The sequence below is a fragment of the Flavobacterium humidisoli genome (assembly GCF_023272795.1).
GTDB classification, from domain to species: domain Bacteria; phylum Bacteroidota; class Bacteroidia; order Flavobacteriales; family Flavobacteriaceae; genus Flavobacterium; species Flavobacterium humidisoli.
The window spans coordinates 4,962,633-4,983,059 of the sequence record NZ_CP096829.1 but is presented as its reverse complement, the minus strand read 5'-3'; the positions used below and the strand labels follow the sequence as shown (position 1 = coordinate 4,983,059).

General features: G+C 34.0%; 14 protein-coding genes. 4 read left to right on the top strand and 10 right to left on the bottom strand.

All coding sequences use genetic code 11. The features are described 5' to 3' along the window. Positions 1-37 precede the first annotated feature (37 nt). Positions 38-772, top strand: coding sequence for a 3-deoxy-manno-octulosonate cytidylyltransferase (gene kdsB / locus M0M44_RS20875; protein WP_248727455.1), 735 nt, complete (start codon positions 38-40; stop codon positions 770-772). Between the two features lie 55 nt (positions 773-827). Next, positions 828-1,307 (top strand): hypothetical protein, encoded by a 480-nt coding sequence (locus tag M0M44_RS20870; protein ID WP_248727454.1) that lies wholly within the window; start codon positions 828-830, stop codon positions 1,305-1,307. Between the two features lie 59 nt (positions 1,308-1,366). On the opposite strand, the gene M0M44_RS20865 is transcribed toward M0M44_RS20870, so the two are convergent. From M0M44_RS20865 to M0M44_RS20825, 9 genes are all read right to left on the bottom strand, one after another. After that, positions 1,367-3,781 carry an alpha-ketoacid dehydrogenase subunit alpha/beta gene (locus M0M44_RS20865; RefSeq protein WP_248727453.1) on the bottom strand — a complete coding sequence of 805 codons (2,415 nt, stop codon included), beginning with the start codon at positions 3,779-3,781 and terminating at the stop codon, positions 1,367-1,369. Positions 3,782-3,971: 190 nt separating this feature from the next. Continuing rightward, positions 3,972-6,719, bottom strand: a complete 2,748-nt coding sequence (locus M0M44_RS20860; RefSeq protein WP_248730022.1) for a gluzincin family metallopeptidase — start codon at positions 6,717-6,719, stop codon at positions 3,972-3,974. A 268-nt stretch (positions 6,720-6,987) separates the two neighbouring features. Then, positions 6,988-7,716, bottom strand: coding sequence for an LOG family protein (locus tag M0M44_RS20855; protein ID WP_095931557.1), 729 nt, complete (start codon positions 7,714-7,716; stop codon positions 6,988-6,990). Positions 7,717-8,136: 420 nt separating this feature from the next. Further along, the gene (locus tag M0M44_RS20850; RefSeq protein ID WP_248727452.1) at positions 8,137-9,003 is read right to left on the bottom strand and encodes a toxin-antitoxin system YwqK family antitoxin; all 867 of its coding nucleotides are present in this window, start codon (positions 9,001-9,003) and stop codon (positions 8,137-8,139) included. A gap of 24 nt (positions 9,004-9,027) precedes the next feature. Beyond that, positions 9,028-11,859 carry an excinuclease ABC subunit UvrA gene (uvrA, locus tag M0M44_RS20845; protein ID WP_248727451.1) on the bottom strand — a complete coding sequence of 944 codons (2,832 nt, stop codon included), beginning with the start codon at positions 11,857-11,859 and terminating at the stop codon, positions 9,028-9,030. A gap of 102 nt (positions 11,860-11,961) precedes the next feature. Beyond that, positions 11,962-12,915, bottom strand: coding sequence for a Fic family protein (locus M0M44_RS20840; protein ID WP_248727450.1), 954 nt, complete (start codon positions 12,913-12,915; stop codon positions 11,962-11,964). Between the two features lie 63 nt (positions 12,916-12,978). Beyond that, positions 12,979-14,763 carry a chloride channel protein gene (locus M0M44_RS20835; RefSeq protein ID WP_248727449.1) on the bottom strand — a complete coding sequence of 595 codons (1,785 nt, stop codon included), beginning with the start codon at positions 14,761-14,763 and terminating at the stop codon, positions 12,979-12,981. A gap of 74 nt (positions 14,764-14,837) precedes the next feature. After that, a complete protein-coding gene (ggt, locus tag M0M44_RS20830) occupies positions 14,838-16,526 on the bottom strand; it encodes a gamma-glutamyltransferase (RefSeq protein WP_248727448.1) in 1,689 nt (562 codons plus the stop codon). Between the two features lie 21 nt (positions 16,527-16,547). Then, positions 16,548-17,132 (bottom strand): acyl carrier protein phosphodiesterase, encoded by a 585-nt coding sequence (locus M0M44_RS20825; protein ID WP_248727447.1) that lies wholly within the window; start codon positions 17,130-17,132, stop codon positions 16,548-16,550. Positions 17,133-17,338: 206 nt separating this feature from the next. On the opposite strand from M0M44_RS20825, the gene glmM reads away from it, so the two are divergent. Continuing rightward, on the top strand, positions 17,339-18,727 hold the full coding sequence (gene glmM, locus M0M44_RS20820) for a phosphoglucosamine mutase (protein WP_248727446.1): 1,389 nt from the start codon (positions 17,339-17,341) through the stop codon (positions 18,725-18,727). 67 nt (positions 18,728-18,794) lie between these two features. Here the strand turns inward: glmM and M0M44_RS20815 are convergent, their stop codons facing one another. Next, positions 18,795-19,667 carry a lysophospholipid acyltransferase family protein gene (locus M0M44_RS20815; RefSeq protein WP_248727445.1) on the bottom strand — a complete coding sequence of 291 codons (873 nt, stop codon included), beginning with the start codon at positions 19,665-19,667 and terminating at the stop codon, positions 18,795-18,797. A 119-nt stretch (positions 19,668-19,786) separates the two neighbouring features. Here M0M44_RS20815 and M0M44_RS20810 point away from each other — a divergent pair, with 119 nt between their 5' ends. Continuing rightward, positions 19,787-20,425 (top strand): rhomboid family intramembrane serine protease, encoded by a 639-nt coding sequence (locus tag M0M44_RS20810; protein ID WP_248727444.1) that lies wholly within the window; start codon positions 19,787-19,789, stop codon positions 20,423-20,425. Positions 20,426-20,427 lie beyond the last annotated feature (2 nt).

The following is a 20,427-nucleotide window of genomic DNA, read 5'->3' as shown; positions in this document are numbered from 1 at the left end:
ACTAAATTTTGAGTTTTTAACTCAGTAAAACAAAATAATGAAGGTAATAGCAGTAATTCCCGCAAGGTATGCCTCTACACGTTTTCCAGCAAAATTAATGCAGGATTTAGGAGGTAAAACGATAATATTAAGAACCTATGAAGCAGCAGTTTCGACAAAATTGTTCGATGATGTTTTTGTAGTTACCGACTCTGATTTGATTTTTGACGAAATTGTTTCTAATGGAGGAAAAGCCATTATGAGCATTAAAGAACATGAATCTGGAAGTGATAGAATTGCAGAGGCAGTTGCTAACCTTGATGTTGATATTGTAGTGAATGTACAAGGTGATGAGCCTTTTACAGAAGCAGGACCATTAGAGCAGGTTTTATCGGTTTTTAAAAATGATTCAGATAAAAAGATTGATTTGGCTTCCTTAATGCGAGAAATCACAGATGAAGAAGAAATCAATAATCCAAATAATGTGAAAGTGGTGGTAGACCAGTCGCAGTTTGCATTGTATTTTTCAAGATCTGTAATTCCTTATCCAAGAGAGAAAAATGTTGGAGTGAGATACTTTCAGCACATCGGAATTTATGCATTTAGAAAACAGGCTTTATTAGACTTTTACAGTCTTCCAATGAAATCTTTAGAAGCTTCTGAGAAGTTAGAGCAGTTAAGATATTTGGAATTCGGAAAACGTATCAAAATGGTCGAAACGACCCATGTTGGTATTGGAATTGATACGGCTGACGATTTGGAAAGAGCAAGAGCGATGCTGAGAGATATTTAAGTTAATTGTTAGTTGTTGATGGTTGAGAGGAAGCAGATTTAAATGGATTTAAAGTATGGATAAAACGACAAAAGATTATGTGATTCAAAGGATGAGATGGCCAATTAGTTATTTTAATTATATAAGTAATTATTTTGTTTTGTTTATGCCCTTGTTGTTGATTTATGCTGGTGTCACTAATTATGAAAGAGATGGGCCATTTCTTATATCGTGGGGATTAGTAATTTTTGTTTTTTTTATTTTAAGAATTGAGATTGAACGCCGATTTAAAGAGTTGGTTTTAAAAAAGGATTATTCTACAGATGAAATTGGAAAATTATTGCAAAAAAATAATTGGATTTTAATTCGTCAAGGTGATGGAATTTTAGAGTTTTATACAGACGCATCTTCATTTTCGTGGGGGCAAAAGGTAACAATAATTAAAGTTACAAGAGAAAAAATATTGATAAATACTTTACCCACAGGTAGAGCTCCCTTCACGTTTTTTAAAGATATACTTAATTATAAAGAAATAAAAAGAATATTAGAAAGATAAAAAACACTAAAAAAGCTCCAAGAATTTGGAGCTTTTTTTAATATCTAAAACAATCTAAATTACTGATATAAAGCAGGATATTTAGAAGGATTAACTTCGTGCATCATATCGTAAATTTTTTCGTAAATATCTTCTGCAGAAGGTTTAGAGAAATAATCGCCATCAGTTCCGTATGCAGGTCTGTGTGCTTTTGCAGCTAAAGTTTGTGGTTTGCTATCCAAATGTTTATAAGCATCTTGTTCTTCTAAAATCTGCTGTAAAATGAATGCTGAAGCTCCTCCAGGAACATCTTCATCAATTACTAAAAGACGATTTGTTTTGGCTACACTTTTTACAATGTCTTTGCTAATATCAAACGGAAGTAAAGATTGAACATCAATAACTTCACACTCAATTCCTTTTTCCGCCAATTCATTAGCTGCTTGCATAACCAACCTTAAAGTTGATCCGTAAGACACTAAAGTAATATCAGAGCCTTCTCTTAGCGTTTCTACAACTCCGATTGGCGTTTTGAATTCACCAAAATTCAGTGGCGTTTTTTCTTTTAAACGATATCCGTTCAAACATTCAATAACCAAAGCAGGTTCATCACATTCTAACAAAGTGTTGTAGAAACCAGCTGCTTGTGTCATATCTCTTGGAACCAAAACGTGAATTCCGCGAATGGCATTAATAATCATTCCCATTGGAGAACCAGAATGCCAGATGCCTTCTAAGCGATGCCCACGAGTTCTAATAATTAACGGTGCTTTTTGTTTTCCAACCGTTCTGTATTGTAAAGTAGCTAAATCGTCACTCATGATCTGAATAGCGTACAATAAATAATCTAGATACTGAATTTCAGCAATCGGACGTAAACCTCTCAAAGCCATTCCGATTCCTTGACCAATAATTGTAGCTTCACGAATTCCGACATCGGCAACACGGAGTTCTCCGTATTTTTCCTGCATGCCTTCAAGACCTTGATTTACGTCTCCGATGTTTCCAACATCTTCACCGAAAATTAAAGTTTCAGGATATTTTGCAAATAAAGCATCAAAGTTATCACGCAAAATCATTCTTCCGTCTAAATCTGGTTTTGCATTTTCAGCATATTTAGGAAGAACCTGTTGTACAGAAAATACATTTTTAGAAGATTCAGAATGTAAATTACTGCTAAATTTTTCCTGAGTTTCTGCTATAAAATCTTGAATCCAATTCGATAAAAGAACTTTGCTATTTGGAACTTCGATAAAACGAAGAATCTTTCTAGCGTAAACCAATAATTCTTTCTTTAGAGGCGCTTTAATTGCGCTTAATTCAGAAATTAATTTCTTGATTCTATCTTTATGGTTAATGCTAGCATCAGCAATTTGTTCTAATAAGGCAAGAAGGTTTTTTTGATCCTCAATAATTGGATTAATAAAGTTATTCCAAGCCTCTTTTTTAGCTTCTAAAACTTCTTTCTTCAATTCGAAATCAATTTCTGCCAATTCTTCTGGCGATGCAATATTAATTGCAATCATCCATAGACGCATTTGACGAATGCAGTCAAAATCTCTTTCCCAAGCTAGTCTCTCTGCATTTTTGTAACGTTCGTGAGAACCAGAAGTAGAGTGACCTTGTGGTTGTGTTAATTCGTTAACATGAATTAAAACCGGAATATGTTCTTCGCGCGCAATTGCTCCAGCTCTTTCATAAGTAGAAACCAGTTCGGCATAATCCCAGCCTTTCACTCTAAAGATTTCATAACCTTTAGAATCTTCATCACGCTGATATCCTTTTAAAATTTCAGAAATATTCTCTTTAGTAGTTTGATGTCTAGCATGAACAGAAATTCCGTATTCATCATCCCAAACACTCATTACCATTGGAACTTGTAGAACTCCAGCAGCGTTTATAGTTTCAAAAAACAACCCTTCAGATGTACTTGCATTACCAATAGTTCCCCAAGCTACTTCATTTCCGTTAACAGAAAATTTATCTTTAATTGTTATTCCATCAACCTCTCGGTAAATTTTTGAAGCTTGTGCCAAACCAAGTAATCTTGGCATTTGTCCTGCTGTTGGAGATATATCTGAACTTGAATTTTTTTGTTTGGTTAAGTCTTTCCAAGAACCATCTTCGTTTAAACTGTGCGTTACAAAGTGTCCCCCCATTTGCCTTCCAGCAGACATCGGATCAAAAGCTAAATCAGTATGACCGTATAAACCGGCAAAAAACTGTCTTGCGTTCAATTCACCAATTGCCATCATAAAAGTTTGATCGCGATAGTATCCAGAACGGAAATCTCCGTTTTTAAAAGCTTTTGCCATTGCCAGCTGCGGAACTTCTTTTCCGTCACCAAAAATTCCAAATTTAGCCTTTCCTGTTAACACTTCTTTTCGACCTAAAAGACTACATTCACGGCTTGTAACCGCAATTCTATAGTCATTCAATACCTCAGTTTTGAAATCTTCAAATGTCAGTGTAGTATTGCTTTTTTCTTTTATCATAATCTTGTAGCGTCATGTTGTTTATGTCGCGAAATTACTTAAAAACAATCAATAATCATAATTCTTTGAACTAAATATAATTTAATTATTTGTATTCAAATCTAAAAACTATGTGTTTTATTTGTGTTATTTTTATATGAAATTTAATTTTATTGATAATTTCGCAAGTTTTTGTTTAAAATTTATTTGATTAAAACCATTTTCGGGTAAAAAGAGTAACTAACGTTTTTGGCGAAAATGTGATTATAAATCGTATTTTTTCATTGTATTTAGGCTGTGATATTTCCCATCCATTATTAGAATAAACAGGAAAATAGAGTTCAAAGTAGTCAGGAACCAAGTTTAAACGGACTCCAGAATCGTAAGCAAAGAACTCGCTTTGGTGCTTGTTTTTTAAGAAACCAATGTCACCGTAAATTTCAACCCAGTTCCATATGGCGTAACTGGCATTTAAAGTGGTCATCCATTGATTGGCATAAGAAGGCTCTAGATGCGATTTGAAACCTCCTTCAGCAATAACATACTGCTGGCTAAAAAAGCCCGTGCTTTCTGATCTTCCGAATAAATTATAATCGAATAAATAATCTGTTGGACGGTCTAAGCCAAAACTAAAATAATCTGAATTTGTTGTGTTGTATAAGAAAGTTCCAACGTATAGTCTTAAATTTAGCTTTTTGTTATTTTCAAATAGCCTTCTGTATTCAGCTTCTCCAGAAGCTTTTCCAAAACCGCTAGAGAATTGCAAATCAGTCATAAAACTAAAATGGTCAATTAATTCTGTTTTTGTATTAGAGTAACGGACGTTAAAGATTGAATAGTTTGGTTTTGAATTATCTGTAATGTAGGTGCTTGCTTCACGATTTACAATAACCTGACGAGCTAAAAACAGCTGTTTCCTATTATCTCTAAAATCTTTTTCTCGAATACGAAACTGCACCATAGGATTTAACCTTAAATAAGTTGCATCGGGCGCGTAATGATAATAATTTTGACTAATAGAATATCGAACATTATATAAGGTACTGTTTCTATAATATTGATTCCATGAAAAAGCAGACGAACCAGAAAGTGTACCTGCTTTTATAGAATACGCCGGATTAATATCAAAATTAAAAGGCTTGTCTAAAATGGTTTTATTATGAAAACGAATTCCAGGCGTTATACCATCATAGTAATTATAGTTTAAGGTCGGAATGTATAAAATCTGATTGTAGTCTGGGTCTTCTAAATCTTTAGCAAAATTAAATTTAAGAGGACGGTTGAGCGCAACATGTTTAAGAGATTTCCAGTTGTTTCTTTGGTTGTATTCTGGAACTTCATTGTCATAATTAATTACAATTTTATCTGCATTTTTACGACCGAACTCATAAACAGAATCTTTTTTAGTAGGCTCGATCCATTCTTTAAATACGACTTCTTTCTTTTTAATTCCGTAAATCGGAATAGGAGCGTAGATGCCAGTTTTATTTTTAACCGAAAACGTAATGCTATCTGCAGTTCTCGAAACGTTCGAAAATTTGTAATCGATAATATCTCGCGAATCGATAATGGTTTTAAAGAACCAATCGATATTTTTTGAACTTTTTTGGGTTAAGATTTTCTCAAAATCATAACGATTCGATTGTCCAAATTGGTTGAGATTGTAAAATTCTTTGACACTTTTAGAAACAATATCATGATTCAAATAGTCATCTAAATAACTCAAGCTCAAACCGGCGCGATATTTACTGGCAATTTGTTCGTTAAATTTTATTAATGTGTTTTTTGGATCACCAAGTGGCTGATCTAAGTTTTTGCGAGCCATTAGCATATAGTAATAGCTATATTGCTCGTTAAAAGTCAGATTCGTGATATTGTAACTTTTAAAGAGCTTCATGTTTGAAAGCCTTCCCAACATTTTTTCGTCCTGATGATGTTCTTCCATATACTTCATCATGGCATAAATCTGGATTCCGTCATAAATCCAATTGTCTTTTCTAGGATCTAAACGAAGACTGTTTTTAAGATAATTATTTAGAAAAGTCTTTAAAAACTGAATTTCAAATATAAAATCATCCTGAAATGGACTGATAAAAGACGGCAACTGATTTAAACCGTAAAAAGGATTTCTATCGTAATCGATCTGAGAAACGGTTATTTTTTCGTGCGGGTATTTGCCAATAAACTTTTCAGCATAAGAAACCACTCGATTAATGATAATAGCTTTCTGAATTTCGTCTATTTTTTTATTTTTTAAATTGGTCTCAACCAGTACAGAACCATTATCATAGGTTCTAAAGCTATTTTGTTTTTCTATATAAAGACTAAAATCGGTTCTGTTTCTGCCTGAGAAAGAATAAATAGTGTAGCTGTGATTGCTGGTGTCTTTTGAAACCGAATTTAAATCGGTAGTAATGGAGTGTGAATTTGGAATTTTAATTTCAACTTCATAATCACTCACTGCATTGGCAATATCATCAAGGTTGAAATTGTTATACTTTACAAAAAGGCCATTTTCAAAACGGGCAGGACTTATAAACCAGTTTTTAAGAGCCATGCCGCCATTTTGATCAAAACCAAAATGGGTGAATTTATCGTTTGGTATTTTTACAATATAATTAAGATGTAAAACGATTTTTTCATTAGGAAGTAGTTTACGATTCAGCTTAACCATAATATAGTCAGGATTCTGAGCGCTTCTTTCCCATTCTAGAGCCGAAAAATTAGTTTCTGTCAGGTTAATAATTGTCGTTTTTCCTCTATCGGCAGCCTTTGCCAAATGAAAACCTCTGTAAAATTCATCAGAAAAACGTTTTGCAAGAGGCGTGTTTTTATCAGCAAAAGCATTATTCCAATCGTTCAAAACAATCGAAGCCAAAGTATCGTTTGTAGTATTGTGATACGTAAGATCCTGTTTTATGTTTAGTGTTTTAAGTTCGAGATTGACCGCCACTTCCATCTTAGATTGATGTTGTGCAGTTAGTTTTATCGAAAATGATAAAGCTAAAACAAGGCAAATAATTTTATAAAGTGCTTTCAAATAGTGGCTTAAAAATTATCAGACATACTTAAATTACGGACATATTGCGGTTTCGGATTTTTGTAAAAATAGTATAAAAAAAGCTGTTTAAAAAAACAGCTTTCAATTTTTACGATACTTTACGTAATTTAACGATAAATAGTATGATGTTCACAGCGAAATGCAATCTCGCATATGAAAATTAAATTTAGAAATTCGGGCTTAAATCGTACTTTTTGTAGAATTTATCCAATGCCTCTACAACTTCATCTTCAGTGTCTACAATTTTAAATAAATTCAAATCTTCTGGGCTTACCGTATGCATTTTTTCAACCAAAACAGTTTTGACCCATTCAATTAAGCCAGACCAGAATTCAACTCCAACCAAAATAATCGGGAATTTTCCAATTTTCTTAGTCTGAATCAAAGTGATAGCTTCAAACATTTCGTCTAAAGTTCCAAAACCACCTGGCATCACCACAAAACCTTGCGAATATTTTACGAACATTACTTTTCTCACAAAGAAATAGTCGAAATTCAAGTTTTTATCATGATCAATATAAGGGTTAAAATGCTGCTCAAACGGAAGCTCGATATTTAAACCAACCGAAATTCCTCCGCCCAAATGCGCGCCTTTATTTCCAGCTTCCATAATTCCGGGACCACCTCCTGTAATCACACCGTAACCTGCTTTACTGATTTTATAAGCGATTTTTTCTGCCAATTGATAGTACTTATCCTCTGGTTTTGTTCTTGCCGATCCAAAAATAGAAACACAAGGGCCAATACGCCCCATTGCTTCGTAACCATTTACAAACTCAGACATAATCTTAAAAATTGCCCAGCTGTCATTGGTTTTAATTTCATTCCACGTTCTTTGTTTCAAACGATCCTGAATTACTTTATCTTCATCATTATCAAAATCTTCTAATCTCATTTTAGGTATTTTAATTTATTATTTTATTTATGTTTTTTGTCCCTGTAATTGCCATCCTGAGCATACTCGGAAGAAGGAGCTGTTTCCTGCTGTCCGCTATATCTTTTGTGCCGAGCCCCGGCACAAAAGGATGCCGCTCCCATCAGGGCTAGGGCAGCTGGTTTCATATAAACATTTGGTTTAATTGAAACATTTTTTCTTTAAAAAGCTTGAGTTTTTTAGAAAAAGCGGACACTAAATTAACGCTTTTTTCTAGAATTGTTATAAAAAACAGGAATTATAATCCAAAAGTAATGTTGCGATAATAATCAAATTCGGTTTTTTGATTCATTATCAAGTGATTGGATCAAGTGATTTTCTTTAAATTATTATAAGAATCCAAGAAAATTGTACAATAACTTAACTAATTGACGTTACAATTTAATCTAGGTTTTCTTCTATTTTTTTTCCATTCTCATCCCATTGCGTAAATGTATTTTTGATAGCATCTCGGATAAAATAGATTTTTCCATTTTCGTAATATTGTTTGTGGTAAAGCTCTTTTCCATTTTCGACTTTACTTTCAAATTTTAAAATTCCATTTCCATAATAACTATAGAATTTGCCAACTGGAATTCCATCAAGAACCTCTTCAAAATGTGATATTTTACCATTCTTGAAATAGCAAATTATTTTTCCTTCGAATTTTTTATTTTCCTTGTATAATAAATTGTGTATGTATTTTCCTGAAAACTTAATTTCTCCGTTTTCATCATAGTATTTAACGAAGTATTCGTCTTTATTAATTGGGTCGAATTTTTCTTTTAAACTGCCGCTCTGATAAAAATAATAATGCGAGCCATTTTCGATAAATTTTAATTTTGGCTTACCATTTATCCAATAAGTTGTTGATTCATTTGTTGTATTATCAAATTGCTGTTTAAAATTTCCATTTTCATAATATTCAATGCTTTTTCCAATTTGATTTCCGTAATTGTACTCTCTTGTCCATTTAAGTTTACCATTTTCATACCAATCAATGTATTTGTCGTGACATTGATGATTTTTTACAGGACCAATTGATTTTTTCTTTCCAGTCTCATAAAAAGATATATCGATATATTCAGTTGGCGTTGTGATTAATCGTAAAGATTTTATGTTATGATTTTTATAAAATACCGTATCTATATTAGTAAAATTCGTAGGTCTGATTTCTAAACTTTCTATTTCTTTATCAATGACAGTTTTTTTATTACAAGAGATCAATGTAAATATCAGGAAGAAAATTATAACTATATTTTTTTTCATATTGATGTATTGGGTGTCTAATTCTTACTCCAATTCTTTCTTCAAAAACTTAGCAGTATAACTCTTTTTATTCTGAGCTACTTCCTCTGGAGTTCCTTTAGCAACCAATTGTCCGCCGCCTTTTCCGCCTTCAGGGCCAATATCGATAATATAATCAGCAAGTTTGATAACGTCCATATTATGTTCGATCACAAGAATGGTGTTTCCTTTATCAACCAGTTTGTTAATTACTTCCATTAAAACACGGATGTCTTCAAAGTGTAATCCCGTTGTAGGTTCGTCAAGGATATAAAATGTATTTCCAGTATCTTTTTTAGATAATTCTCCCGCCAGTTTAATACGTTGTGCTTCACCGCCAGAAAGCGTTGTACTTTGTTGTCCAAGGGTAATATAACCTAAACCAACATCTTGAATGGTTTTGATTTTTCTGTAAATTTTCGGAATATTTTCAAAAAACGGAACCGCTTCATCAACCGTCATATCCAAAACATCCGAAATAGATTTTCCTTTGTATCGAATTTCTAAAGTTTCTCTGTTGAAACGTTTTCCCTGACACGTTTCGCATTCTACGTAAACGTCTGGTAAAAAGTTCATTTCAATTGTTCTTACGCCAGAACCCTCACAAGTTTCGCAACGTCCACCTTTTACGTTAAAGCTAAAACGTCCCGCTTTGTAACCACGAATCATACTTTCAGAAGTCATGGTAAACAAATTTCTAATTTCTGTAAAAACTTCCGTATAAGTCGCTGGATTTGAACGCGGTGTTCTACCAATCGGACTTTGGTCGATATCAATTACTTTATCAATATGTTCTAAACCTTCAATCTTTTTGTAAGGTTGCGGTTTTTTAACGCCATTGAAATAATAGGCATTTAAAATTGGATACAGCGTTTCATTAATCAAAGTCGATTTACCGCTTCCTGAAACTCCCGTCACACAGGTTAATTGACCTAAAGGTATTTCAATAGAAACATTTTTCAGGTTATTTCCAGTTGCTCCTGTCAGTTTTAAAAATTTGCCATTTCCTTTTCTTCTTTTCTTCGGAATCTCAAATTTCATTTTACCATTCAGATATTGAGCGGTAATAGTATCCGATGCCAAAGTTTCTTTTGGAGTTCCAATGCTGATGATTTCTCCTCCATATTTACCTGCTTTAGGCCCAATATCAATGACATAATCAGCTGTTTCGATCATGTCTTTATCATGTTCAACCACAATAACCGAGTTTCCAATATCGCGTAATTGTTCCAAAGAATGAATCAATTTTTCGTTATCTCTTTGGTGTAAACCAATACTTGGTTCGTCCAAAATATATAAAACACCAACCAACTGTGAGCCAATTTGTGTTGCCAAACGAATACGCTGTGCCTCACCGCCGGAAAGCGATTTTGAACTTCGGCTTAAAGCCAAATAATTCAAACCAACATTCATCAGGAAGTTCAATCGGTCTTTGATTTCTTTTACAACTTCAGAAGCAATTAAAAGCTGTTTGTCAGTCAAATGACTATTTAGATCTTGAAACCAAGCTGTTAAATCTGAAATATCCATATCACACAGCTCGGTGATATTTTTTTCATTTACTCTAAAAAACAAAGCTTCTTTTTTAAGACGTGAACCGTCGCAAACAGGACAGTTAACTTCGTCCATAAAATCTTTTGCCCAGCGTTTTATGCTGGTTGTAGTGCTTTCGTCATATTGATTTTTGATGAAATTAGAAATTCCTTCAAAATCGATTTTATATTCTCTCGTTACGCCAAGATCTTTAGAATTGATAGAAAATTTATCTTTTCCGCCATACAAAATCATTTGCATTGCTTCTTCAGGGATTTTCTCAATTGCATCGGTAATTTTAAATCCGAATTTTTCTCCAATGGTTTCCAATTGTTTGAAAATCCAAGAAGATTTGTATTCGCCAAGTGGAGCAAAACCACCTGCTTTTATAGATAATTTCGGATTTGGAATAATCTTCTTAACATTGATTTCATGAACAGTTCCCAATCCATTACAATGCGGGCAAGCTCCTTTTGGAGAGTTGAACGAAAATAAATTTGGTTCTGGATTCTGGTACGATATTCCTGTTGAAGGACACATTAAATTTCTACTGAAATAACGCACTTCATTAGAATCTTGATCTAAAATCATCAAGACATCTTCACCATGATGCATCGCGGTATTAATGCTTTCTGCAAGTCTTTTTTGTGTGTCAGGATTGTCCTCGATCACCATTCTGTCTACCACAATCTCAATATCGTGCGTTTTGTAACGATCCAATTTCATTCCTGCCACAAGATCTTGAACTTCTCCGTTTACACGAACTTTTAAAAATCCTTGTTTGGTAATCTGCTGGAACAATTCGGCATAATGTCCTTTTCTGGCTTTAATAACCGGTGCTAAAATATTGATGCGTTTTCCGTTGTAGTCCTGAATAATCAAATCTTTAATCTGCTCATCAGAATACGAAACCATTTTTTCACCTGTATTATAACTGTAGGCATCAGCACCACGAGCGTACAAAAGCCTTAAGAAATCGTAAATTTCAGTAATTGTTCCAACTGTAGAACGCGGACTCTTACTCGTCGTTTTTTGTTCAATCGCAATTACAGGAGAAAGCCCGTCGATTTTATCCACGTCAGGACGTTCCAATCCGCCAAGAAATTGCCTCGCGTAGGCAGAAAAAGTTTCAACGTAACGACGCTGTCCTTCGGCATAAATAGTATCAAATGCCAAAGAAGATTTCCCCGAACCCGATAAACCAGTAATTACAACCAGTTTTTCACGCGGAATAGATATGTCGATATTTTTTAGATTGTGAACTCTTGCACCAAGAACTTCAATAGTATTGTCTTTGTCTAACATAATTTTGAGCAAAACGCAAAGTTACCACTTTGATTTGTTCTTTTAGTGCTCGATAGCAAAACTTTATGTTACAATTAGTAACAAAAAAACGCTAGTTTAAAACTAGCGCTTTCTTTTTCGGGTTGCCATATAGTTTTCTATGGCTTCTCTGGTGGTGTACCAATTTCGGCCTTCTTTATAAGCATCAATTTTTCCTGTTCTGGCCAGTAAGCTAACATATTCTTGGCCGTAAGGCGTATCAGGTTCGCTAACTATATTTTGGATCGATTGATAATCATAATTGCTTCCTGGCATTGCACCTAGATAAATATTTAATGTTCGTTCCAGTGCTTGACACATTAAAAGAGCAAGTTTCTGATAATTGCCATTGTTGGCTTGATTAAGTGCTTCATAGTATTTCTTGCAATCATTTTTTAGAATGATGGCCGGCGGAAAGCCACAGCGCATTAATAGTAAATTCATGCTTAGTCGAACCGTTCGCCCATTTCCATCGAAGAAAGGATGAATCCAGACTAGTTTGTGATGGTAAATTGTTGCAAGTTCAATATCGTTTAAACCTAACGGATTTGTATTGATAAACTCGATCAATTCGTCGAGATAATCAGAGACTTTATTAGCGTTTGGAGGCATAAAATTGGCTCCTGAAATTCGAACTCCTCCGTTACGAATTCTGCCTGCAAAATCTTCTTCTATAGAACGCATGACCAAACCATGAATAGAGAGAATATCTATACTTCTGAGCTTGTAATTTTCGTCTACAATAGAGTAGAGGTAATCAATAGCTTTGTCATGATTATGGGTTTCAAAATGTTCACGTAGCGATTTGCCTTTAATGGTAATTCCTTCTTGAATAACCATTTGGGTTTCTCTCAAACTAAGTGTATTCCCTTCGATGCTATTTGAGTTATAAGTCCATTCTAGAGAAAGACTTTCTCGTATTTTATTCAAAGCAATATTAGGCAATGGTCTGCTGTTTTGCAGTTCCTGCCTTTTTTGGTACAACCGATTAAAAGTTGATTGAAATTCTTCTCTGTATGTTAGGTCTATGTTCCACATAATCCTACAAAGGTACTTCTTAATATCGGATAAATAAAATTTTTAACGTATCCGATATTAAGACTATTCAATCGTCATAGAACGAAGTTTTGTTCGGTAAGCTTCAAGCGCTATTGATTTGGAAATAAATCCGTGATATTTTCCATCTCGTAGAACAGGAAGAAAAGCAGATTTTGAGGTTTCAAATTTGCGCATTACAATTTCCATGCTGTCAAGTGTAGAAATTGTAGCAGAAGGCGCTTTCATTACATCTCTAATGAAAGTATATTTTACACGGTAAGAGTTAAATATAATTTCTCGAATATCATTAAAATGAACCACTCCAACCAAATCTTTATCATTATTGACAACCGCAAAAACAACTTGATTAGAATGTGAAATCAGGTCTACTAATTTGCTTAGGTTTTCATCTGGATGAACAGTTAGGTAATCGCACTGAATGATAGTGTCAATTTCTAAAGTGGATAAAATATTAGAATCTTTATTGCTCGTAAAAGCATGTCCTTTTTTAGCTAATCCTTTTACGTCAAGCGAATACTTTTCGTAACGCTTAGAAATAGCAAAACTGATTGAAGAAACAATCATAAGCGGAATCATTAGTCCGTAGCCCCCAGTAATTTCTGCGATTAAGAAAATAGCAGTAAGAGGAGCATGAAATAAACCGCTTAGAATTCCGGCCATTCCGACCATTGTAAAATTACTGATAGGAAGTTTAGATAAGCCAATCAGAGTAACCAATTTAGAAAAGAAATAGCCCAAATAAGATCCTAAAAAAAGAGATGGAGCAAAGTTTCCTCCATTACCACCGCTGCCAATGGTTAATCCAGAAGCAAAAACTTTAACCATTGCTGTTGCTCCAACAAATAAAAGTAAAACCCATTGATTATTTCTAAAATCGGCAAATAAAGTATTATCTAATAAAAGTCCAGGATCTGCATCAGATAATGTTTTAATGCTTTCGTAACCTTCACCAAATAGTGTTGGAAAAATAAAAATTAATAAAGCCAATAACGATGAACCGATCAAAGCTTTTTTATATGGATTAATTTGCTGTTTGGCAAAATAATGCTCTACTTTTTGGAAATTTCTCGAGTAATAAATAGCGACCAATCCAGTTAGAACTCCTAAAAGAACGTAAAATGGAATATTATGGTAATCGAATGTTTCTTGTTTTTTGAAGCTCAATAAAATGCTCTCGTCCAAAACAATTGCAGAAACCAAGGCGCCTGTTGCAGCAGAAATCATAATAGGGGTAAAAGCAGAAATACTAACATCTACCAATAGGACTTCAATAGCAAAAAGGACTCCTGCAATGGGTGCATTAAATGCGGCAGCGATTCCGGCGGCAACGCCACAGCCAATTAAAAGTGTTCTGTCTTTGTATTGTAACTTATAGTTTTGAGCAAAATTAGAACCAAAAGCGGCTCCTGTAATTACAATCGGACTCTCTAAACCAGCAGAACCTCCAAGACCAACCGTTAACGAACTGGTAACAATCTGGGCATACATCTGTTTTTTTGGAATAATGCTTGCTTTTTTAGCAACAGCATAAAGTATCTGTGAAGTTCCCTTTTGTATACTTCCGTTAAGGACTTTGTTTACTACAAAAACAGTTAGTGTTATACCAATAATAGGCAAAATACTATTGATGAAACTTAATTTTAGAATTCCGTTGATGTAAGTTGCAAAAGAAAAAACGCTGTGTGCGAATGTTTTCAGGATAATTACCGCAAAGGCACATGATATTCCAGTTAAAACACTAGATAAAAACAGAAATTGTTTGGGTGTCATTAAAGATTGAGCCAAAGCAATTATACTTTCAAGTCGTCTGAAATATTTTTTTATCATTATGTTTTAAAAATTAGCGATCTTACAAAATTATATTTTAATCTCGTTTAAAAAAAATAAAATCAAGAATCAATTTAAAAACCAACAGCTGTGTCGTCACCTCTAAAATCTGCTCCTCCTTCTAATTTATTGTCAGGTAAAACTAAAATGGCATCTACTTTTCCGATAATTGGAGTAGGTTTCTCGTTGATAATGTAACTCTTAGCTTTTAGCTTGTCTATAGTTTTCGTTTCAAAGGTATTAGGTTCGAAAGTTATTAAATCGGGCAGCCATTGATGATGAAAACGCGGAGCATTTACAGCTTCCTGCATGCTTAATTTGTATTCGTAAACATTTAAAATCGTTTGTAAAACAGAAGTAATAATGGTTGAACCGCCTGGAGTTCCAACTACCATAAAAAGTTTTCCGTCTTTTTCTACAATTGTTGGTGTCATAGAGCTTAACATGCGTTTTTGCGGCGCAATGCTGTTGGCTTCATTTCCGACCAAACCAAACATATTTGGCGAACCAGGTTTGGCACTAAAATCATCCATTTCATTATTCAAAAAGAAGCCTAATTCATCACAGTAATATTTAGAACCATAGCCGTCATTTAAAGTGGTTGTAGCTGCAATTGCGTTTCCGAATTGGTCTACGATAGAATAATGTGTGGTTTCTGTGCTTTCGGCATAATTTATTTTTCCTTCTTTAATTTCGGTAGATAAAGTTGCTTTTTCAGGATTAAAACTTGCCATTCTATCGCGCAGATAGTTTTGGTCTAATAACTCTTTCATTGGAATTTTTACAAAATCAGGATCGCCTAAAAAATAACTTCTGTCGGCATATGCTCTTCTTTCGGCTTCAACAATTACCTGAATGGCATCTGGAGAATTATGTCCCATTTTTGCTAAATCATATGGTTCCAACATTTTTAAGATTTGCGCCAGACAAATTCCACCACTGCTTGGAGGAGACATCGAAATGATTTTTAAATCTTTATAAGTAAACTGAAGCGGCTTTCTCCATTTCGCTTCATATTTGGCTAAATCTTGCATCGTGATAATACCGCCTTTTTTCTGAAGATAATCGACTAAGATTTTAGCAGTTTCGCCTTTGTAAAATTCATTTCTTCCTTTTTTCTGAATTCTTTTTAAAGTTTTGGCTAAAGCTAGGTACTTGATCGTGTCATTTTCTTTGAAATTGCCTGATACAAGCGAATTTTCGCCGTTTATTTTTACAATGCTTTCATGATAGTCTTTTATACTTTTCTCTTGCTTTTTCGTTACAATGACACCTCTTTCTGCCAAAGCAATAACGGGCTCTAAAATTTTAGAAATAGGCATTGTTCCATATTTTTTATGTACGGCAAAAACGCCTGCAATAGTTCCAGGAACACCAATAGCAAGAGCTGTTTGCGTGCTTTTTCCTTTTATAACATTCCCTTCGCTATCCAAAAACATATCTTTTGTGGCTGCAAGTGGCGCTTTTTCGCGATAGTCCAAAGAACCGACTTCGCCATTTGCTTTTCTGTAAACCATAAATCCGCCGCCACCTATATTTCCTGCAAACGGAAAAGCAACTGCAAGAGCCAATTCAGTTCCGACCATGGCATCAAAAGCATTTCCTCCTTTTTTCATAATGTCGGCACCAATTTTTGAAGCTTCTTCGCGAGCAGAAACGACCATTGCTTTTGTAACAACCAATCCTGTTGGTTTTGAAAAGGCTTCTTGGGCGTTGCTGCTATTGAAATATAAAAGGGCTATTAAAAATGTAATTTTTTTCATTTGCAATATAATTAAATTAGGCTAGAGAGAAAGTAGTTTTTCTTTGGCTTTTACTCTCATTTCTTCAAAGAAAAGGGTGAATTCTTCTTCAAATTCATCATAAAACTCAATAAGTTCTTCAACAGCAAATTGCATTTGAGAAATATTTTTCGACCTTCTGTCCATTTGCGTCAAAATATGCTGGATTCCTTCGGTTGTACGATAACTTACCAGCCAGTTTCTTTCAATCATGTAAGGCATTAAACCTTGTGTTTTTTCGGTTAAAATCTCGTAATTATCATGCAAAGAATGATAAAATCGCTTTACAAAATGTTCTAATTCTTCATCTGAATATTTTGTCCAGTTTTTGGCCAAAAAATGATCATAAACAATATCGACAATTACGCCAGCATAATGATGATATCTGTCGTGAAGACGTTTGGTGCTGGTTCTAAAAATATCATGAGAATCGGTATAGGTATCAATGAATCGATGCAGTAAAATTCCTTTTTGTACATCTTCGGGAAAATGTTCAAATTGTTTTCCGCGAATTCCGTCAGCCATAAAATTTCCTATTTTAATCAGATCATTTTCTCCAGAAAGGTATATGTGGGCTAAGAAATTCATTTTTGTTAAAGTTGCTAAGAACCTTAGAGGCTAAGATTCTGACGTTATTTTAGTAAATGTATAAAAACTTTTTTAAATCATTTTGTTATAAAAATAACGAGAAATAAGTGGTTTCTTATAGATTAAATTTAAAATCTTAGAGACTTAGCGCCTTAGTAACTCAGTAACTTTTTTATATTTGTAAAAAATAACCCTAACTCACAAAAATGACTCTAATAAAATCTATTTCTGGAATCCGTGGGACGATCGGAGGAAAAGTGGGAGATAATCTAACTCCTGTTGATGCAGTGAAATTTGCTTCGGCTTACGGAACTTTCTTAAAAAATAATATTGCTAAAGATAAATTGACTGTTGTAATTGGCCGTGATGCGAGAATTTCTGGACCAATGATTCATAATTTAGTAGTGAATACTTTAATTGGTTTAGGAATAGATGTTATAGATCTTGGACTTTCTACAACACCAACCGTTGAAGTGGCTGTTCCTTTGGAAAAAGCTGACGGAGGAATTATCTTAACGGCATCGCACAATCCAAAACAATGGAATGCTTTAAAATTATTAAATGCAAAAGGAGAATTTTTAAGTGGCGCTGACGGTGCAAAAATTCTTGAAATTGCTGAAGCTGAAGCTTTCGACTTTTCTGATGTAGATAGTTTAGGCGAAGTTATTTCTAATGATGCGTATATGGATATTCATATAGATGAAGTTTTAAACTTGCCATTGGTTGATATCGAAGCGGTTAAAGAAGCTAAATTTAAAGTGGTTGTGGATGGTGTAAATTCGTCTGGAGGAATTATCATTCCGAAACTTTTAAAATTAATGGGCGTTGAAGTTGTAGAATTATACTGCGAACCAAACGGACATTTTCCTCATAACCCGGAGCCATTAAAAGAACATTTAACTGATATTTCTGAGCTTGTTGTAAAAGAAAAAGCTGATTTTGGTATCGTAGTAGATCCAGATGTTGATCGTTTGGCTTTTATTAGCGAAGACGGAGAAATGTTTGGTGAAGAATATACGTTGGTGGCTTGTGCAGATTATGTTTTGAGCAAAACTCCAGGAAATACCGTTTCTAATATGTCATCTTCTCGTGCCTTGAGAGATGTAACTAAAGCGCACGGCGGAAGCTATGAAGCAAGTGCAGTAGGAGAGGTGAATGTAGTAGAATTAATGAAGAAAAACAACGCAATAATTGGTGGCGAAGGCAACGGAGGAATTATCTATCCTGAATTGCACTACGGAAGAGATAGTCTGGTGGGAGTTGCATTGTTTTTAACGCATTTGGCGAACAAAAAAATGCCAGTTTCTGCTTTGAGAGCTTCTTATCCAGAATACTATATGAGTAAAAATAAAATCGAATTGACACCACAGATTGATGTTGATGCGATTCTATCTCAAATGACAGAGAAATACAAAAATGAAGATATTTCGACAATTGATGGTGTAAAAATTGATTTTGCGACAGAATGGGTTCATTTAAGAAAATCAAACACAGAACCGATTATTCGTATTTATACTGAAGCGCCTTCTCAAGATGCTGCAGACAAATTAGCACTTCGAATTATTGATGAAATTAAAGTAATTGCTGGAATCTAAGATTTTAGCATTATTAAATACAAAAGCCTCTTTTGAAACTTTCGAAAGAGGCTTTTTCTATTTAGGATTATTCAATACGGTGTTTCCATCTTTTGTGCGTCCATAAATAAAACTCTGGAGCTTCTAGAATTTGTTTTTCTACTTCTTTTAAATACAGTTCTGTAATTTTGAAGTTTTCAAAATCTTTTGGATTATCGGCAAGCGAAACAAAAGTTGCTTCATAATACCCTCTTTTTACTTTTTTTACCTGTACAAATATAACAGCCAAATCGTACTTTTTTGCCAATGTTTCGGCACCTGTATGTACAGGAACTTCAACTCCCATAAATTTCATAGAATGAAAAATCCTTTCCATTTTTGGAGATTGGTCGCTTGCTAAACCGTACATGCTTAAAACTCCTTCACGCTGGTTTTTTGCCATTGTTGGAATCGCCTTTCTAGTTTCGATCATTTCTGTATTATATTTTGAACGGATTTTTCGAACCAATTTATCAAAATAAGGATTGGCCAGTCTTTTGTAAACAGCAACGCCCTGAAATCCCAGTTTCGGATTAATAGTCAAAAGCCATTCGTAACTAGCATAATGCGAAGCCACCAGAATAACACTTTTTCCTTTTTTAGCATAATCCAAAACAAGATCGATATTAGTAACATGAAATCTTCGTTCCATTTCTTCAGGAGACATGCTCATGGTTTTAATCATCTCCAAAAACATATCGCACATATGTTTGTAGAATTTCTTTTCTATAACCTTTCTTTCGGCATCGCTCAAATGAGGTAAAGTAAGCGCAAGATTTTCGCGAACCACTTTTTTGCGATATCCAATAACTCTATAAACCAAAAAACAGACAAAATCTGAAAAAAGGTAAAATATAGGAAAAGGAAGTATAGAGATAAGCCAAAGTAATGGGTAGGCTAAAATATAGACAAGAAACTGCATGTAATTTTTTTTGGCAAAGATAAATTAAAAATGATTATCGACTGCTATTTTGCATTCTTGCTAACTTATCTTTAAGAATGATTATATTTACAAATCATAATTCACAATACTTATTACTTATGAATATTATTTTAATAGCGATTATCATTGCGAACGTTGTTATTAGTTACAAAGGTTTTAACGATCTTTATTTTTTTAGAAAATACGAATTCCATGTAGGAAGCATTCGTTCCGGAGAGCAAATTAGAATGTTGTCTTCTGGCTTTTTGCATGTAGACATGATGCATTTGATCTTTAATATGCTAACATTGTATTTTTTTGCTCCTGTAGTTTTAGGCTGGCTCGGCAATTTTTCTTTCATCTTGGTTTATTTCGGGAGTTTAATTTTTGGAAGTCTTCTTACTATGCTATTTCATAAGAATGATTATAGTTATCGTGCGGTTGGTGCTTCTGGTGCTGTAACGGGAGTTTTATATTCCGCAATATTATTGCAGCCCGACATGATGCTCGGAATATTTTTTGTCATCCCAATGCCAGCTTATATTTTTGGAATTTTGTATTTATTATACTCGATTTATGGTATGAAAGCCAAAAATGACAATATTGGGCATACAGCACACTTTGGAGGTGCTATAGGAGGATATTTAATTACTTTGATCAAACAACCTTCTTTATTTACCGACCATACAATGATGGTAATCCTGCTTGCAATACCAATTTTGATACTTTTTGGAATGGCAAAATTGGGGAAATTGTAATG

Bases quoted from the DNA above. Each gene is read 5' to 3' on its own strand.
- M0M44_RS20855 (WP_095931557.1), bottom strand. From the start codon at position 7,716: ATGAGATTAGAAGATTTTGATAATGATGAAGATAAAGTAATTCAGGAT.
- kdsB (WP_248727455.1), top strand. From the start codon at position 38: ATGAAGGTAATAGCAGTAATTCCCGCAAGGTATGCCTCTACACGTTTT.
- M0M44_RS20860 (WP_248730022.1), bottom strand. From the start codon at position 6,719: ATGGAAGTGGCGGTCAATCTCGAACTTAAAACACTAAACATAAAACAG.
- glmM (WP_248727446.1), top strand. From the start codon at position 17,339: ATGACTCTAATAAAATCTATTTCTGGAATCCGTGGGACGATCGGAGGA.
- M0M44_RS20840 (WP_248727450.1), bottom strand. From the start codon at position 12,915: ATGTGGAACATAGACCTAACATACAGAGAAGAATTTCAATCAACTTTT.
- uvrA (WP_248727451.1), bottom strand. From the start codon at position 11,859: ATGTTAGACAAAGACAATACTATTGAAGTTCTTGGTGCAAGAGTTCAC.
- M0M44_RS20870 (WP_248727454.1), top strand. From the start codon at position 828: ATGGATAAAACGACAAAAGATTATGTGATTCAAAGGATGAGATGGCCA.
- M0M44_RS20825 (WP_248727447.1), bottom strand. From the start codon at position 17,132: ATGAATTTCTTAGCCCACATATACCTTTCTGGAGAAAATGATCTGATT.
- M0M44_RS20865 (WP_248727453.1), bottom strand. From the start codon at position 3,781: ATGATAAAAGAAAAAAGCAATACTACACTGACATTTGAAGATTTCAAA.
- M0M44_RS20835 (WP_248727449.1), bottom strand. From the start codon at position 14,763: ATGATAAAAAAATATTTCAGACGACTTGAAAGTATAATTGCTTTGGCT.
- M0M44_RS20815 (WP_248727445.1), bottom strand. From the start codon at position 19,667: ATGCAGTTTCTTGTCTATATTTTAGCCTACCCATTACTTTGGCTTATC.
- M0M44_RS20850 (WP_248727452.1), bottom strand. From the start codon at position 9,003: ATGAAAAAAAATATAGTTATAATTTTCTTCCTGATATTTACATTGATC.
- ggt (WP_248727448.1), bottom strand. From the start codon at position 16,526: ATGAAAAAAATTACATTTTTAATAGCCCTTTTATATTTCAATAGCAGC.
- M0M44_RS20810 (WP_248727444.1), top strand. From the start codon at position 19,787: ATGAATATTATTTTAATAGCGATTATCATTGCGAACGTTGTTATTAGT.